This is a genomic window from Nocardia sp. NPDC087230 (assembly GCF_044744725.1).
Classification (GTDB): Bacteria; Actinomycetota; Actinomycetes; order Mycobacteriales; family Mycobacteriaceae; genus Nocardia; species Nocardia canadensis.
Genome location: NZ_JBIUYV010000004.1, coordinates 37,311 through 51,827, shown reverse-complemented (window position 1 = coordinate 51,827; position 14,517 = coordinate 37,311). Strand labels below are relative to the sequence as shown.

Here is a 14,517-nt window from a genome sequence, read left to right as displayed (position 1 = left end):
GCGCAACGACCGTATCGGCCGCGGGCATCGCGAATCAGGCTCGATGACATGACCGAGCAGCCGGTGCTCCCGATCCCCGACCATCCCACGGTGCGCGCGGCGATCCGGCTCGGATGCCGGGCACCGTCGGTGCACAACACCCAGCCGTGGCGCTGGATCTTCGACGGCACCACCCTGGAGCTGTGCCGCGACACCACCCGCGGGCTGACGGCCGCGGACCCGACCGGACGCCAGGCGGTGATCAGCTGCGGGGCGGTGCTGCACCATGTGCGGACCGCGTTCGCCGCGGCCCACTGGCACACCGACGTCACCCGGCTGCCCGAGCCGGATCGCCCGGATCTGTTGGCCCGCGTCCGGTTCCAGCCGTGGCCCGATCCACCGATCGGCGAGCTGCGCCGCGCGGAGGCGATCGACCGCCGCTACACCGACCGGCTGCCGATGGCGGCACCGATCGGCTTGTCCTCGGTCATGTCCACCATCGGGGCACTCGTCGCGCCGCACGATCTGGATGTGGATCTGCTGCCGGAGGACTCGCGCCCCCGGATGACCACCGCGTCCGAGCAGGCGAGCGCACTACGCCAGTACGACAGGCAATACCAGGCCGAACTCCGCTGGTGGGCTGGACATTCCGACCAACCCGACGGCGTGCCGCCCACGGCGCTGCCCTCGGAATCCGAGCTGGCCCGGGTGGGCGTCGCGCGCGCGTTCCCGGCACCGGGGCGCTCGGCGCGTCGCGGAGATCTCGACGACGATCACGCCCGCCTGGCCGTGCTGACCACCGGCGCGGAGTCCCCGCTGGACTGGCTGCGCGCGGGTGAGGCGCTCTCGGCGGTGCTGCTCGAGTGCACCGCGTCGGGCCTGTCGACCTGCGCGCTGACCCATATCACCGAACTCGCCGCGAACCGGCGCCTGCTGGCCGGTCTGGCCGGGCGGCCCGGTGTCCCGCAGGTCGTCGTCCGGATCGGCATCGCCCCCGTCGACGTGCGCCGTCCGCCCACGCCGCGTCGACCGCTGGCCGAGGTACTCACCGAGAAGTGACACCGCTACGTGGCCTTCCGGAAGGCCTCGATCGCGGTCGGCAGGGTGGGAAACAGGCGATCGGTGCCGACGCGCTCGGTGAGACCGGCCGCGTCCAAGTCGTCGCGCAGATCCTGTTTGACCCGGGCCATCGCGAAAACCACACCGCGCGCGGCCAGTTCGTCGCGAACCTGCTCCACGGCGTCGAGGGCGGTGAGGTCGACCTCGACGTTGGCTTCGGCGTTGAGCACGAACCAGCGCACGGGTTCACCGCTGCGCTCGGCCCACCAGTCGACGGCGGCCAGCGCGCGCTTGCGGAAGTCCTCGGCGTTGGCGAAGCACAGGGGCGCGTCGTAGCGGTACACCACCAGTCCGGCAAGGGGTTTCGCCTCGGGATAGTCGTCCACGTCGTGCATGCCCTCGAGGCCGGGGACGAAACCGAGGATGGCGTCGTGCCCGCGCGCGATCCGGCGCAGCAGGTCGAACACCGACAGCGCGATCGCGACGAGCACGCCGTAGAGGACACCGAACACCAGCACCGCGACGACGGTGCCGAGCGCGAGAAGGAGTTCGCTGCGCCGGAACCGGGCGATCCGGCGGAACTCCCGCACATCGATCAGCCGCAGCGCCGCGTAGACGACCAGCGCGCCCAGCGCCGCCATCGGGAACTCGGCCAGCACCCCGGTCGCGCCGAACAGCACGATCAGCACTGCGGCGAGGGTCACCAGGGCGTAGAGCTGGCTGCGGGCGCCCATCAGGTCGGCGATGGTGGTGCGGCTACCGCTGCAGCTCACCGGGAATCCGTGGGTGAACGCGGCCGCCACATTCGTCGCGCCCAGGGCGGCGAGCTCGGTATTGGCCTGGATCCGCTCGCCGTGCCGGGCGGCGAAGGCCCGCGCGGTCAGCGCGTTGTCGGAGAAACCGACGACCGCGATGCCCGCGGCGGGTAGCACCAGGGCCGCCATATCGGCGAACGCGAGGGCGGGCAGACCCGGCGTCGGCAGGCCTGCGGGCACCTCCCCCACCACCTCGATACCGAAGTCCTGCAACGAGAACACCGACACCACCACCGTCGCCGCCAGCACCGCCAGCAGCGGCCCCGGCGCCCGCGGCGCCCACTTCGCCAGGATCAGCAGGGCGACCAGGACGGTGCCGGCCAGCAGAGCGGTCGCCGGATGCCACGCGGCGATACCGGCCGCGAACGAACGCACCTGCTCGATCACCGAGGTGCCGGCCACCGGCACGCCGGTAACCCGCCCCAGCTGCCCGGCGATCATCAGCCCGGCGGTGCCCGCCAGGTAGCCGACCAGCACCGGCCGCGACAGCAGATCGGCCAGCACCCCGAGCCGGGCCACCGCGCCCACCAGGCACAACGCCCCGACCAGCAGGGCGAGTAGCGCGGCCAGCGCGGCATAGCGCGACGGGTCGCCCGCGGCCAGCGGCGCCAGCGCGACCGCGGTCAGCAGCGCCGTCGTCGACTCGGGGCCGACGGAGAGCTGCCGCGAGGTCGCCAGCAGCACGTACACCGCCAGCGGTGCGATCGTGGCCCACAGCCCGACCACGGGCGGCAGCCCGGCGACGGTCGCGTAGGCCATCACCTGCGGGATCAGGTACGCGGCAACGGTCACACCCGCGACCACGTCCGACCGCAGCCAGGCGCGCTGATAGTTCCGGAACTGCCGCAATCCGGGCAGTACGTGCTCCAACACAGTGCCGACATTGTGCGCCGTCGCGCGCGTGGGCGGCGGAGACGTCACCGGATCGGGACGCGAGTCTCCGATCCCCCCGACCACGAGCCGGACTCCGTCTCGATCGCGGACCTCGGGCCCGTGCTCACCCTGCCGCTGCGCGCGAACGGACCGGTCACCGGCGTCCTGACCACCGTGCTGTCGACCGCGACCGGATCGCGCGCGGGCTGGGGTACCGCGGTGAGCAACGTCGTGCGGCACGCGAAGGCGCGCACGGTCGCGGCGGAACTCGTGGTGTGCGACGAGGTGACCGACGACGGCATCGGCGTCGCCCCCCGAGGTGATCCGGCGCAGCGGGCCGGCCGATCCGGCTGCCAGGGCCGCGGCCGCGGGCGGTGCCTTCGCCGCGATCACACGGCCCGAGGGCGGCACCCTCCTACGCTGGTCGGCGCCGCTGGGCTGAAGGGACCGAAGTCCCTGGCGCTCAGGTCCTGCGGCCCTGTTCCGGCGCGAAGCCCGGAACGCAGGGTGAACGGGACAGAGAGGCCGTCATGTCCCTTTCCGAACACTCTTGCCGCCCGGTCGTCGTCGGTGTCGATGGTTCGGCACAGTCGCTGTTCGCGGTGCGCTGGGCCGCGGCGTACGCCGCCCACCATCGAGCGCCGCTGGTGATCGGCTACGCCGTCGAGGTCCCGATCGAGTACGGGCCCGGCCTCAGCGGTCCGCTCTTCGACGGTGCGGCGCTCTACGCTCACGGCGAATCCGTGGTCGCGGAGGCGGCGGCGCTCGTCGCCGCCGATCAGCTCGTCGTGAACACCTTCGTCGAGGTCGGTGACGCGCGCGCGGTGCTGCGGGACCGCAGCGAGCGGGCCCGGCTGGTGGTGGTCGGCAGCCGGGGACTCGGCGCCCTGCGGCGCACCCTGCTCGGCTCGGTCAGCACCGCCATCGCCCGGCACGCGTCCTGCCCGGTGGCCGTGGTGCCGGAAGCGCCGGTCGCCGGCGGTGCGGTGGTGGTGGGCGTGGCCGGTTCCGGCGCCGACGCGGACGCGATCGCGCAGGGCTTCGACGAGGCGAGCCGACGCGATGTCCGGGTGATCGCGGTGCACGCCTGGTCGGAGTTCTTCCGCTACGACTCGCGGGCGACGATGCGCGCCGAGGCCGAGGCCGAGCTCTCGGCGAGCCTGGCGGGCTATCGCGAGAAGTACCCCGACGTGCGCGTCGAGCGCATCGTCGTCGAGGACCGCCCGGCCAGAGCCATCCTCACCGCCGCCGCGGGCGCCCAGCTGATCGTCGTCGGCAGCCACGGCCGCGGTGGTGCCGCCCGCACCACCCTCGGCTCGGTCGCCCAGGCCGTCCTCCACGGCACCACCCTACCCCTCCTCATCACCCGCCCGGAGTCCCTGCGCTGACCGCGTCCCTTCCTCACCGTGACTCGGTCTGCGGGCGTGGTGTCCCGCCCGGCACGCCGGCCTCCCTGGCGAGGTCGGCGAGGAAGGATTTCCAGGTGAACAACGCGACACCCGCCGAGCAGGCCGTGTCGCGGGCGTCGGGGCCGAACCCCCGGGTCGCGGGGTTGCTCGACGCGATGGAGTCGAGGGCGAGCGTGCGGTGTTCGGCCACGAGTCCGCTCACCTCCTCGGCGGACAGTTCGGGTTCCTTCGTGATCACGACCCGCCTGGTCCGGGCGTCCGCGGCTCGGAGCACGATCTCGTACGCCCGCTTCGCGATCCGGCCGAAACTCTCCACGCCCGTATGGCCGGCGAACCCGTTCTCGACGAAGACACGTTCCTTCGTCCGCGCGCTCGCCACATCCTCGTGACGCAGCGCGAACAACAGGTCGCCGAGAGATCCGATCCCGATGCCGAGCATGTCGGCACGGTGGTAGGTCTGATGCGCGATCGGACTCGACCGCGTTCCCACCACGAAGTCGACTTCCGGGACCTGCGTACAGATCGCATCCAGATCCGCGGCGGTGAAGTCGGCGGGCGAGCGCTCCAGGCACAACACGGTGGCGGGCGAGAGACCGTGTGTCCGCTCGACGACCAGCACCTGCTCGCCCCGCAGGTGCACCTTGTAGGTGGCTTCCCTGGACTCCTCCACCTTCTCGGCAATCCACTCGCGTGTGCCCATCTCACCCCTCGAAAATCGTCTGAACCCGGCGAGGAAAGCGAAGGCTGCCCGCATCGATTGTAGATTGCGAAACATATTGGTAATCAACGTAACTCGGGAAATACACAAACTGGGTTGCGGGAATCGGTAGCCGGGGGTTTACTGGTGGGCGCAAGGTGCCGTCGTTCGCTGAGGCTCCTTCACGGATACAGGCCAGCGACCCCGAACGTCGAGAGACGCCCCGGGTCAGGACAGGTTTCCCCGGCTTAAGGGGTTGCCCCGATTGGCTCCCGGCACCGAGCGGTGCGCGGGTTCACGCCGTGGAGTGCCGAAGGTCTTACGAGGAAGTGGCAGCGGCCGGGAGGTCGCGTGAGGAGGTGGTTGTCGTGCCCGACGGAAGTCATAGAGCTGTGCTGTCCCTCGTTCACACGGTGATCGCCGCCGCGTCCGCGCGCTGAGCGACACCGCCGCACGCCGGAAGGTGTGGTCGTCATGTCGACTCTGGAAATGCTGCTCCGCCTCGGCGCGGGGATCGGTCTCGGTGCGCTGATCGGGATCGAGCGTCAGTATCGTGCCCGGATGGCCGGGCTGCGGACCAATGCGCTCGTCGCCGCCGGGTCCGCGTTGTTCGTTCTCCTGTCCGCCAACGGTTTTCACGGCGCCGATGCCGATCCGACGCGGGTGGCGGCGCAGATCGTCTCCGGCATCGGGTTTCTCGGGGCCGGGGTGATCCTGCGCGACGGCGTCAATATCCGCGGCTTGAACACCGCGGCCACGCTGTGGTGCGCGGCGGCGGTGGGCGCGCTCGCCGGCGCGGGCATGTACGCCACCGCGGCGGCGGGCACGGTCGCCGTCGTCGTCACCAACGTGGCGCTACGGGCGGCGGGACGCGCGGTGGACCGGCAGCCGGAGCCCGAAACAGCCGCGCACCGGTCGGTGTGAATTCTGTTGCCCTGCAGCCCGCTCCACCAGTCCGTAGCCTGGAATCGTGATTACGCTGAAGAAGGAAGACGGCGCGGCCGACCTCGCCGGCATCACCAAGATGAGCGTGGGGGTGAGCTGGGACCCGTCGGCCGGATCCAGCGGCGGGCTGCTCGGGATCGCGCGGCGCAAGCGCGGTGTCGACCTGGATCTGATCGCGGTCCTGTTGCAGGGTGGGGAGCCGGTCCGGTTCGCCGGATTGGATTCCCTGAACCCACTGGGCAACGGCGCGGTGGTGCACACCGGTGACGAACAGACCGGTGCGGCCGCGGGCGACGACGAGACCGTGCACGTGACCTTCGCCGATGTCCCGCCCGGCATCGACGCGATCGTGTTCGTCGCCGCCGCCTTCAAGAAGGGGTCCTCGTTCGAGAAGGCCAACAACGTCTCGTTCAAGATCTACGACGCCACCGGCGCCGACAGCCAGCCGGTCGCCGACATCTGGCCCTCCCTGCTCGGCCAGGAGAACGCCAACGCGATCGCCAGGGCGTTCCGCAACGGCCCGGTCTGGCAGCTGGAAGTACTCGACCGCAAGGGCAAGATCAAGCAGGGCGACCGCCAGGCCCTGCTGCGCTTCGCGATCCAGTAGTCAGTCACCCAGCTCGGCCAGCCAAGCCGTCGGCGACCTGCCGACCCGCTGGGTGAACACCCGCGACAGGGCCGAGCTGTTGGCGTAGCCGAGCTCGGCGGCGACGGCTTTCACCGAGTGCCCGGTCTGCAGACGCAGCTGGGCGAGCGTGAGCCGCCACGCGGTCAGATAGTCCAGCGGCGTCTGCCCGAGGACGGCCCGGAAGCGGGCGGCGAAGGCACTGCGCGACATGGCGGCGTGCCGGGCCATGCTCGCCAGCGTCCAGTTGTCGCCCGGCGCTTCGTGCATCGCGAGCAAGGTGGGGGCGAGCTGGGGATCGGCGATCCCGGTGAGCAGGCCGGGCGGCATCGCGATGTCGTCCGGGTGGTCGAGCAGCCAGCGCAGCAGTTGCAGGAGCACCACTTCGAAGAGGCGATCCGCGAGCACCCGATGTCCGCACCGATGCCGGTCGATCTCGCCGAACAGCAACTCCAGCGCCTGATCGAGCCCGTCGACCCGCGCGAGCGGAACGACCACCACCGCGGGCAGCGCCCGGGCCAGGGGATGGTTCGACCCGCCATCGAAATCGACTGTGGCACAGGCGAAATCGTTATCGCCGTGGGCATCGGTATGGAAGATGTGCGCCAGCGGCCGGGGGTAGAACAGCACGCTCGGCTCGGCCACCGCCAGCCGCTGCGGCGCACCGAGCGGATCACGATGCTCGACCGTCAGCGCGCCGGCGCGGATCAGGTGCAGGAACCCGCGCCCCTGCTCGGCACCGAATCGCGTGACGCCGCACAGCGGTCCGGTGTGCAGCACGTGCGCCCGCACCCGGAACTGTTCGAGCAGAGGTGACAGGCGATCGACCGAAGACATCCCTCAAAGTTAGACGATCCGGTAATCATCGCGGACTTTTCGTATCTATTCAGCCCGTATCGCCGACGAAGCTGGAGTCATGCCACGGCATCCGCCGGAGCCGATCGGCCCGGCGGCACCCCTGCACCACGGAGGAATCACCATGTCGCATGTCTCGCTCATCGCCCGGACCGACACCACGGGCGGCACGCGCGAGCTGCTCGATCAGATCGACGGCGCCTTCGGGACCACCCCGGCCATGTTCCGGGCGGTGGCGAATTCGCCCGCGGCGCTGCGCAGTATGTGGGGATCGTTCCAGGCACTCGGCGACGGCACCTTCGGCCCGGCACTGACCGAACAGATCGCGGTAGCCGTGGCCAATCGCAATAGTTGCGAATACTGCCTGGCCGCGCACACCGGCCTCGGCCGCAAGGCCGGGCTGTCCACCGCGGCGCTGGCCTCGGCACAGGTCGGCGAGGCCGACGACCCCAAGACCGCGGCACTACTCGGCCTCGCACTGGCGCTGGTCGAGCAGCGCGGAGCCGTCGACGACGAGCAGCTCGACCGAGCGCGCGCACTGGGCTGGACCGATGCCGACATCGTCGAACTCATCGCGCACGTGGCACTGAATCTGTTCACCAACTACGTGAACGTGGCGCTGCGCGTGCCGGTCGACTTCCCGGCCGTCGCCCTGCGCTAGCGCGCCCGCGATCCGCCGGGCGGACTGCCCGTCCGGCGGATCGGAGTGACTTTGCGAAGTTCGGTCAAGGGCACTCGATTTCCGTGTTCCCTGAATAGTTGCCGAGTTACCGTTTCCGGCATGGACGACATCGAGTTGGATTTGCCGAGCGTCGCTTCTGCCCATAACGCCGGACGAATTCTGGAAATCGGCGCGGTCGGTCTGCGCAACCCGCTTCCCGTCGACGGCGAGCGGACACACGCCTATGTTTCCTGCGTCGACGGCACCACCCTGCGGCTGCCGGATTCGCTGCAGAACTGGGCGATGCAGACCCTGGCGGCGAACTACGACCTACGCTCCACCGGCCTACCCTCACTGTTCCCGTGCCGGTTCGAATTCGGCATTCGCGACGGCGCCGCCTACGCGATCCCCGTCACCGAGAAGCGAGCCGGACGCACCCCGCAGCCGACCGCCTGACCACCCCACGGCGGCGGGCGCCGAGGCTTATCGTCGACCCTATGCCCGAGGCACTCACCTATCACCCGGCGGGGCGACCTGCCCCGCCGAGCACTCCTGGACGGCGGAACTCCCCGGGTTCCGCCGGTTCGAGACATCGGTGGTGATCGGGCACGGCGATCGTGTCTGGACCGCCGCGACCGAGACCATCCTGCGCTGGGGCGTCAAGCGCCGCAGCGGCTTTCGCGTGGCGCCCGACACTCCCGTGGCGACGGGCGCCGACTACCGGATCACCGCGGGCATCGGCCCGCTCCGCGTGCACGAGCCGGTGCGGGTGGTGGCGGTCGTCGACACCGGCGACCGGTGCGGATTCGCCTACGGCACCCTGCCCGGCCACCCGGTGACCGGCGAGGAGGCCTTCGTGGTGCACCGGCGTCCCGACGGCACCGTGGTCCTCACGCTGCGGTCGCTGACCAGACCCGCGCAGGCGGGCTACTGGCGCGCGGTGTTCCCGATACTGCTACTGGCCCAGCGCTTTTACCGTCGCCGATACCTGCGCGCGCTGGTGGATTGAGCACCGCTCAGGCGAGGGGCGGCAGGTGCACGACCTGACCCGCGTAGGCCAGTCCCGCGCCGAAGCCCAGCAGCAGCGCGGTATCGCCCGGCTTCGCGCCACCGGAACGCAGCAGCTGTTCCATCGCCATCGGGATGGAGGCGGCGCTGGTGTTGCCGGTCTCGACGATGTCGCGCGCGACGGCCACCGATTCGGGCAGTCCGAGAGTGCGCACGAGCGCGTCGGTGATCCGGATGTTGGCCTGGTGCGGGACGAACGCGTCGAGGTCGGCCGCCGCCACGCCGGCGTTGTCGAGCGCGGCCCGACACGCCTTCTCCAGGAACGTCACGGCCCAGCGGAACACCTCGGTCCCGTTCATCCGGATGTACGGGCGCACCGAGGTACCGCCGTTCGCCTCCGCTTCGGCGACCTCGGCGAAGTACTCGAGGAAGTCCTTGTCCTGCTTGATCGCCGAGGTCCGGCTGCCGTCCGAGCCCCACGCGACCGGGCCGATCCCCTCCTGCTCGGCCGCGCCGACGACCACCGCGCCCGCGCCGTCGGCGAAGATGAACGCGCAGCTGCGGTCGGAGGTGTCGAGCAGATCGGACAGGCGCTCCACGCCGATGACCAGGACCTTGCGGGCCTGACCGGAGCGCACCAGGTTCGCGGCGTCGCCGAGGGCATAGCAGAAGCCCGCGCAGCCGGCGGAGATGTCGTAGGCAGCGGTGTCGTCCATGCCGAGTTCGGTGGCGACGACGGCGCCCGCCGACGGGCCGAGCACCATCTGCGACGACGTCGCGAGCACGACGACGTCGATCTCCTCGGCCGCCACTCCGGCCGCCGTCAGCGCGTCGCGGGCGGCCGCGACGCTCATCCCGACGATGGTCTCGTCGGGCTCGGCCCAGTGCCGGGCGGCGATCCCGGAGCGGGTCTTGATCCACTCGTCGGAGGAATCGATGGCCTCGACGATCTCGGCGTTGGGCACGACCCGGCGCGGGCGATACACGCCGAGGCCGAGAATTCCCGTATGGGTGACCGGAACTGCGGTGGCGATGGGGGTGGGCATGGCATCCTCTCCATATGAACCGATCGGTTCACGCTGGAATAGGTCTAACATGGACCGATCGGTTCAATCAAGGGTTGAGAGGAGATCGGATGGCAGCCGGACCACGCGCCCGACTGATCGAACACACCATCAGCACCGTCCAGCAGCACGGCGTGCACGCCGCCGCGCTGAGTGAACTGCTCAAACGCAGCAACACTTCACGCAACTCGCTGTATCAGCACTTCCCTTCCGGCAAGGGCGAATTGGTGCAGACCGCGGGCCGGATCGTCTCGCGCCTGGTCTACTCGCACGTGAGCACCATGGCCGACGCGCTGCAGACGGCCCCTTCGGTCCAGCAGTGGCTGACCGATCTGCTCGCCTTCTGGCGCCTTCCGCTGGAGAAGTCCGACTACAGCGCGGGCTCGTTCATGATGGCCGCCGCGCTGGACGAACTCGACCCGGCGGTCCAGTCGATCGCGGGCCAGGCCTTCGCCGAATGGACCGCGCGCCTGGCCGACGGCATCGTCGCGACCGGCATCGAGCGCGCCACCGCCGTGTCGCTGGCCGGCTTCCTGCTCACCACCATCGAGGGCACGATCGTGCACAGCCGCGCGCTCAAGTCCCCGCACCCGTTCGATCAGGCGGTCACCCAGCTCACCATCCTGCTCAACCTGCACCTGTCCCAGCGTTAGAGGTGGGCGCGCAGCGTCTCGACGATGGTGCGACGCGCGGCGGCGCCCTCGGGGGTGGGGGTCAGCGGATAGACGTGAACCAGGCCGTCGACCTCGTGGTAATCGACCTCGACGCCGACCGCGCGGGCCTTGTCCACCAGCAGCCGGGTGTCGGGGTTGAGGATGTCGCAGGTGCCGCTGAACACGGTGAGCGGGCCGAGACCGGTGTGGTCGCCGAACAGCGGGCTGACCATCGGATCCTTCATCGGCAGCTCGCCGCTCCACAGTTCACCGAAGACCAGGCCGCCGTCGCGGCCCAGCCACGGATCGCGCGGCAGCACCTCGGTGATCTGCGGATTCTCCAGCGTGAGGTCCAGCGCGGGGGAGATCAGGACGGTCCGTGGCAGCGTGATCGAGCGGGTGTCGCGCAGGTGCAGGGCCGTCGACAGGGCGATCTGACCGCCCGCGGAGTCCCCGGCCAGGAAGGTGGTGCCGTGCTGCCGCACGCTCGCGGCGACGATCTCGGCGAAGCGCGGAATCACCTGCGCCGCGGTGCCGGACGGAATCAGCGGGTAGATCGGCACCGTGACGCTCAGCCGCAGCTGTGCGGCCAGCCGGGCCGCGAGCTGCCAGTGCTGCGGCGCGATCTCGCCGACCCAACCTCCACCGTGCGCGTAGACCAGGCCGCCGCGCGAGCGCCCTTCGGCCGGGGTGAGCGTGTAGACCGGCCAGCCGCGATCCTCGACCATCGACACCTCGACCCCGCGCAGGCGCTTGGGTGGGGCGTAGTCCAGCGGCGCCGCGCTCCGCTTGCGGACGTGCTCGCGCGCGGCCGCGGCGTCGATGTAGTGGCGATTGCGCCGGGTGATCCGCAGGAAGGCGGGGACCACGATCCTGCTCATGACACTGGGCACCGGCAACCTCCTGGTCAATTGTCCGAACCGAGGATAGGTCACCGGGTCCGATCGCGGGTCAGACCTGGCCGAGCCGGTGCTCGCTGATGTCGCCGCGCAGGCTGGTCCCGTTGAGATCCAGGTAGAGCACACCCTCGGTGACCGAGAGGCCGACGGTGTTGCGGCGATCGATGAGCGGCACGGCGGCGTCGATGAACGCGCGGTCGATGCCGTAGAGCGGGATGTCCTCGGCACGGTGGATCTTCTTGCCCGCGTACTGCGCCAGCACCTTCGCCGGATCGCGATGGGTGTAGACCGCCGCGCGACCGGCCAGCTTGCTGCCGCGATGCACCCGGTCGGCGTCGGGCGCGCCGACCTCGATCCAGGCGGTGACCCGGCCGGTGAGATCGCGGACCTGCACGGCTGGTTCGTCGGTGGCCGAGATGCCGCCCTCACTGAAGACGATGCCCTCCTCGTACTGCAGGCAGTAGGCGAGGATGCGGGTGAGCATGTACTCGAGGGTTTCCGAGGGATGACGGGCGACCCGCAGCTCGAGGTCCTCGTAGACGCCGCGGTCGACGTCGGCGAGCTGGACGGCGAAATGATGCAGGGTTGCGCTGAGTGCCATAGGAGTTCTGAGACTACCGCTTGCGCTCTCCCGCCCCGACGACCAGCATCGCTGCATGCGAATCACCCATGTTTCAGCAATAGCCGCCACGTTCCTGGCGCTCGGCACGGCAACCGCTGTGGCGGAACCGAATCCGGCCGACACCCCGCGCCAGGCCATCGCTCGCGCCTACATCGACGCGCTGGTCTCCCACGACGCGAGCGCGGTGCCGTTCACCCCCGACGCCACCCGGGTCGAGGTCGGCTTCCAGACCGGCTATTCGGGCCCGCAGCTGAGCGCGGACCTGGAGAACGGGCCGCAGTACCGGGTGATCCAGGGGGTGCGCGAGCTCAGCATGTCCGAAGCGGGCGACACGGTGACCACCCGCTATCTGCTCGACACCGGTCTCGCGGGCGTGCGCCTGACCACGGTCGAGATCGTCGAGACCTTCGTCATCCCCGACGACGCCATCGCGACCATCGAGGCCGACATCACCCCGGTCGGCTACTGATCCGCGGCCTCGAGCAGGGCCCGCGGTGCGGCCAGCCGCCAGGAGTCGGTGACGATCGCCGTCAGTTCCGCGCGATCGTCGAGGGCGGCCAGCCGAACCCGGACCCACGGGTTGCCCGCCTCGTGCGCGGCGATCCAGAACTTGTCCGGCTCCGCGACGACCAGTTCGTCGCGGTCCACGATCGGACAGCGCACCGCCATCGAGGTCTCGTCCTCGGGCAGGGTCAGGAACAACTTGCCCGCGACCTTGAAAATCGGCATGCCCCAAGCGAACTGCTCCACCGTCTCCGGCAGTGCGGCGACGATCGCCCGGACATCCTCCCCAGTGGCTTGCATGGCCGTCATCCTGCCAGCAGGCCCCGACAGCTCGCCGGCTCACCGTTCGGCGAGCAGCGCCTTCCACCGCTGCCCCACCGGACGCGCGACCGGCACCGCCCAGGCAGGCAGCGTCGCCCGACGGCAGAACGCGACCGGTTCCGCGGTACCGGAGACCCCGAACCAGGCGGTGGAGGCGGGCCGGTCCAGCAGCGTGATCACCGCGGCCGACACCACCACGGCGGGCAGGGTGAGCAGTCCGAACAACGCGACGCCGATGATCACCGCCGCCCCGTACCAGCCCAGCGCGTGCACGTATCGACTGCGATTGGCGAACCCGCTCGTGAGCACCGCCAGCAGCACCGTGGCGATCGCGGCGGGGTAGGCGAAGCCCTCGTAGCGCAGCAGCAGGGAATCGGCGGGCAGCAGTTGCGTGGCCGGGATGGTCACGAGCGCGAGACCGGTGCAGTAGACGGCCTGCCACACCGCCAGTTGCTGGGCCCGCCGGACCTCACGCGGACGCCCGTCGGGCGCGTCCAGCGAGAGGGCGACGGAATCGAGAATCCCGAGTCCGAACATCGAGCGACCTTTCCCGCGTGCCGCAGCGGCGGGTAGCCCTGGGCAACTGGAACACGTTCCAGGTCACATGGTGCGACGCGACCGGGTTCCGCGCGGCGGATTCGCCGAAATCAGCTCGCGACGCCCACCTTCGCGCGCGCCCGCGCGGCGGTCAGCCTGCGGCCGATGACGCCGTGCCGGGGCGCGAACAGGTAGACGAACGAGAAGGCCACCCCCTGGGTGACCACCACCATGCCGCCCGCGGCGGTGTCGAGGTGATAGCTCAGGTACAGACCCGTCACCGCGCACACCACCGACACCGTCGGCGCGATGAGCAGCATCCGGGAGAACCGGTCGGTCAGCAGATACGCCGTCGCGCCCGGGATGATCAGCATGGCCACCACCAGCACCACGCCGACGGCCTGCAGCGCCACCACCGAGGTCAGCGCCAGCAGCGCCAGCAATGCGGTGCCGAGCACGCGAGGGTTGAGCCCGATGGCGTGCGCGTGGGTGGCGTCGAAGGCGTAGAGGGTGAAGTCGCGGCGCTTGAGCACCAGCGCCGTCAGCACGATCGCGGCCAGGATCATGATCTGGATCATCTCGCCCCGGCTGACCCCGAGCAGATTGCCGAACACGATGTGGTTGAGGTCGGTCTGGCTCGGCGTCACCGACACCAGCACCAGACCGAACGCGAACAGCGTGGTGAACACGATGCCGATCGCGGCGTCCTCCTTCACCCGGCTGGTGTCGCGGACGACGCCGATCAGCGCGACCGCGAGGAAACCGAAGATCACCGCCCCGACCGCGAACGGCCAGCCGACGATGTAGGCCAGCACCACCCCGGGCAGCACCGCGTGCGAGACGGCGTCGCCCATCAGCGACCAGCCGATCAGCACCAGCCAGCACGACAGCACCGCGCATACCACCGCCGCGGTGACGGTCGTCGCGAGCGCGCGCACCATGAACTCGTAGCGCAGCGGATCGATGAAGAATTCTTCCAGGCTCATCAGGT

Annotated in this window: 18 protein-coding genes, 1 pseudogene and 1 riboswitch; of the genes and pseudogenes, 9 read left to right on the top strand and 10 right to left on the bottom strand. The window is 70.3% G+C overall.

Annotation, left to right across the window (positions count from 1 at the left end):
- The first annotated feature begins 48 nt into the window (after positions 1-48).
- Positions 49-1,038 (top strand): Acg family FMN-binding oxidoreductase, encoded by a 990-nt coding sequence (locus tag ACIO52_RS15800; RefSeq protein WP_218717960.1) that lies wholly within the window; start codon positions 49-51, stop codon positions 1,036-1,038.
- Between the two features lie 5 nt (positions 1,039-1,043).
- Here the strand turns inward: ACIO52_RS15800 and ACIO52_RS15795 are convergent, their stop codons facing one another.
- Together ACIO52_RS15795 and ACIO52_RS15790 are read right to left on the bottom strand one after the other, a co-directional pair.
- Positions 1,044-2,726, bottom strand: a complete 1,683-nt coding sequence (locus ACIO52_RS15795; protein ID WP_402644533.1) for a SulP family inorganic anion transporter — start codon at positions 2,724-2,726, stop codon at positions 1,044-1,046.
- A 44-nt stretch (positions 2,727-2,770) separates the two neighbouring features.
- Positions 2,771-3,028, bottom strand: a complete 258-nt coding sequence (locus ACIO52_RS15790) for a hypothetical protein (RefSeq protein WP_402644531.1) — start codon at positions 3,026-3,028, stop codon at positions 2,771-2,773.
- A 228-nt stretch (positions 3,029-3,256) separates the two neighbouring features.
- Between ACIO52_RS15790 and ACIO52_RS15785 the strand changes: the two genes are divergently transcribed.
- The gene (locus tag ACIO52_RS15785; protein ID WP_402644528.1) at positions 3,257-4,114 is read left to right on the top strand and encodes a universal stress protein; all 858 of its coding nucleotides are present in this window, start codon (positions 3,257-3,259) and stop codon (positions 4,112-4,114) included.
- Between the two features lie 13 nt (positions 4,115-4,127).
- On the opposite strand, the gene ACIO52_RS15780 is transcribed toward ACIO52_RS15785, so the two are convergent.
- Entirely contained in the window at positions 4,128-4,835 is a 708-nt protein-coding gene (locus tag ACIO52_RS15780; RefSeq protein ID WP_316573777.1) for a hypothetical protein, read from the bottom strand.
- A 153-nt stretch (positions 4,836-4,988) separates the two neighbouring features.
- Positions 4,989-5,170: riboswitch (M-box (ykoK) riboswitch) on the top strand.
- 136 nt (positions 5,171-5,306) lie between these two features.
- On the opposite strand from ACIO52_RS15780, the pseudogene ACIO52_RS15775 reads away from it, so the two are divergent.
- Positions 5,307-5,726: pseudogene (locus ACIO52_RS15775) on the top strand (MgtC/SapB family protein); the annotation flags it as partial.
- A 76-nt stretch (positions 5,727-5,802) separates the two neighbouring features.
- A complete protein-coding gene (locus ACIO52_RS15770; RefSeq protein ID WP_218717965.1) occupies positions 5,803-6,384 on the top strand; it encodes a TerD family protein in 582 nt (193 codons plus the stop codon).
- On the opposite strand, the gene ACIO52_RS15765 is transcribed toward ACIO52_RS15770, so the two are convergent.
- Complete coding sequence (locus ACIO52_RS15765) at positions 6,385-7,239, bottom strand: AraC family transcriptional regulator (RefSeq protein WP_218717966.1); 855 nt, start codon at positions 7,237-7,239, stop codon at positions 6,385-6,387.
- Positions 7,240-7,381: 142 nt separating this feature from the next.
- On the opposite strand from ACIO52_RS15765, the gene ACIO52_RS15760 reads away from it, so the two are divergent.
- The 3 genes from ACIO52_RS15760 to ACIO52_RS15750 all read left to right on the top strand — a co-directional run bounded on the left by ACIO52_RS15760 (position 7,382) and on the right by ACIO52_RS15750 (position 8,927).
- Complete coding sequence (locus tag ACIO52_RS15760; RefSeq protein WP_402644523.1) at positions 7,382-7,918, top strand: carboxymuconolactone decarboxylase family protein; 537 nt, start codon at positions 7,382-7,384, stop codon at positions 7,916-7,918.
- Between the two features lie 120 nt (positions 7,919-8,038).
- Positions 8,039-8,374: a hypothetical protein gene (locus ACIO52_RS15755; RefSeq protein ID WP_316573775.1), complete on the top strand. Its 336-nt coding sequence runs from the start codon at positions 8,039-8,041 to the stop codon at positions 8,372-8,374.
- Positions 8,375-8,513: 139 nt separating this feature from the next.
- On the top strand, positions 8,514-8,927 hold the full coding sequence (locus ACIO52_RS15750; RefSeq protein ID WP_402644520.1) for a DUF1990 family protein: 414 nt from the start codon (positions 8,514-8,516) through the stop codon (positions 8,925-8,927).
- Positions 8,928-8,934: 7 nt separating this feature from the next.
- On the opposite strand, the gene ACIO52_RS15745 is transcribed toward ACIO52_RS15750, so the two are convergent.
- Positions 8,935-9,972 (bottom strand): beta-ketoacyl-ACP synthase 3, encoded by a 1,038-nt coding sequence (locus tag ACIO52_RS15745; protein WP_218717969.1) that lies wholly within the window; start codon positions 9,970-9,972, stop codon positions 8,935-8,937.
- Between the two features lie 89 nt (positions 9,973-10,061).
- Between ACIO52_RS15745 and ACIO52_RS15740 the strand changes: the two genes are divergently transcribed.
- Positions 10,062-10,643: a TetR/AcrR family transcriptional regulator gene (locus tag ACIO52_RS15740; RefSeq protein WP_402644517.1), complete on the top strand. Its 582-nt coding sequence runs from the start codon at positions 10,062-10,064 to the stop codon at positions 10,641-10,643.
- Here ACIO52_RS15740 and ACIO52_RS15735 read toward each other — a convergent pair.
- Together ACIO52_RS15735 and ACIO52_RS15730 are read right to left on the bottom strand one after the other, a co-directional pair.
- Entirely contained in the window at positions 10,640-11,536 is an 897-nt protein-coding gene (locus tag ACIO52_RS15735) for an alpha/beta hydrolase (protein ID WP_316573774.1), read from the bottom strand. The two genes, ACIO52_RS15740 and ACIO52_RS15735, sit on opposite strands and share 4 nt — an antisense overlap.
- A 58-nt stretch (positions 11,537-11,594) precedes the next feature.
- Positions 11,595-12,143, bottom strand: coding sequence for a YaeQ family protein (locus tag ACIO52_RS15730; protein WP_218717972.1), 549 nt, complete (start codon positions 12,141-12,143; stop codon positions 11,595-11,597).
- 55 nt (positions 12,144-12,198) lie between these two features.
- Between ACIO52_RS15730 and ACIO52_RS15725 the strand changes: the two genes are divergently transcribed.
- Positions 12,199-12,633, top strand: coding sequence for a hypothetical protein (locus ACIO52_RS15725; protein ID WP_402644512.1), 435 nt, complete (start codon positions 12,199-12,201; stop codon positions 12,631-12,633).
- Here the strand turns inward: ACIO52_RS15725 and ACIO52_RS15720 are convergent.
- From ACIO52_RS15720 to ACIO52_RS15710, 3 genes are all read right to left on the bottom strand, one after another.
- Entirely contained in the window at positions 12,627-12,968 is a 342-nt protein-coding gene (locus ACIO52_RS15720) for an MmcQ/YjbR family DNA-binding protein (RefSeq protein ID WP_218717974.1), read from the bottom strand. The two genes, ACIO52_RS15725 and ACIO52_RS15720, sit on opposite strands and share 7 nt — an antisense overlap.
- Positions 12,969-13,007: 39 nt before the next feature.
- The gene (locus ACIO52_RS15715) at positions 13,008-13,526 is read right to left on the bottom strand and encodes a hypothetical protein (RefSeq protein ID WP_218717975.1); all 519 of its coding nucleotides are present in this window, start codon (positions 13,524-13,526) and stop codon (positions 13,008-13,010) included.
- A 110-nt stretch (positions 13,527-13,636) separates the two neighbouring features.
- Complete coding sequence (locus tag ACIO52_RS15710) at positions 13,637-14,512, bottom strand: metal ABC transporter permease (protein WP_218717976.1); 876 nt, start codon at positions 14,510-14,512, stop codon at positions 13,637-13,639.
- Positions 14,513-14,517 lie beyond the last annotated feature (5 nt).

What these genes read in the sequence shown, in the direction of transcription:
- ACIO52_RS15800 (WP_218717960.1), top strand. Translation starts at nt 49, where the DNA reads ATGACCGAGCAGCCGGTGCTCCCGATCCCCGACCATCCCACGGTGCGC.
- ACIO52_RS15790 (WP_402644531.1), bottom strand. Translation starts at nt 3,028, where the DNA reads ATGCCGTCGTCGGTCACCTCGTCGCACACCACGAGTTCCGCCGCGACC.
- ACIO52_RS15785 (WP_402644528.1), top strand. Translation starts at nt 3,257, where the DNA reads ATGTCCCTTTCCGAACACTCTTGCCGCCCGGTCGTCGTCGGTGTCGAT.
- ACIO52_RS15780 (WP_316573777.1), bottom strand. Translation starts at nt 4,835, where the DNA reads ATGGGCACACGCGAGTGGATTGCCGAGAAGGTGGAGGAGTCCAGGGAA.
- ACIO52_RS15765 (WP_218717966.1), bottom strand. Translation starts at nt 7,239, where the DNA reads ATGTCTTCGGTCGATCGCCTGTCACCTCTGCTCGAACAGTTCCGGGTG.
- ACIO52_RS15760 (WP_402644523.1), top strand. Translation starts at nt 7,382, where the DNA reads ATGTCGCATGTCTCGCTCATCGCCCGGACCGACACCACGGGCGGCACG.
- ACIO52_RS15755 (WP_316573775.1), top strand. Translation starts at nt 8,039, where the DNA reads ATGGACGACATCGAGTTGGATTTGCCGAGCGTCGCTTCTGCCCATAAC.
- ACIO52_RS15745 (WP_218717969.1), bottom strand. Translation starts at nt 9,972, where the DNA reads ATGCCCACCCCCATCGCCACCGCAGTTCCGGTCACCCATACGGGAATT.
- ACIO52_RS15740 (WP_402644517.1), top strand. Translation starts at nt 10,062, where the DNA reads ATGGCAGCCGGACCACGCGCCCGACTGATCGAACACACCATCAGCACC.
- ACIO52_RS15730 (WP_218717972.1), bottom strand. Translation starts at nt 12,143, where the DNA reads ATGGCACTCAGCGCAACCCTGCATCATTTCGCCGTCCAGCTCGCCGAC.
- ACIO52_RS15725 (WP_402644512.1), top strand. Translation starts at nt 12,199, where the DNA reads ATGCGAATCACCCATGTTTCAGCAATAGCCGCCACGTTCCTGGCGCTC.
- ACIO52_RS15720 (WP_218717974.1), bottom strand. Translation starts at nt 12,968, where the DNA reads ATGCAAGCCACTGGGGAGGATGTCCGGGCGATCGTCGCCGCACTGCCG.
- ACIO52_RS15715 (WP_218717975.1), bottom strand. Translation starts at nt 13,526, where the DNA reads ATGTTCGGACTCGGGATTCTCGATTCCGTCGCCCTCTCGCTGGACGCG.
- ACIO52_RS15710 (WP_218717976.1), bottom strand. Translation starts at nt 14,512, where the DNA reads ATGAGCCTGGAAGAATTCTTCATCGATCCGCTGCGCTACGAGTTCATG.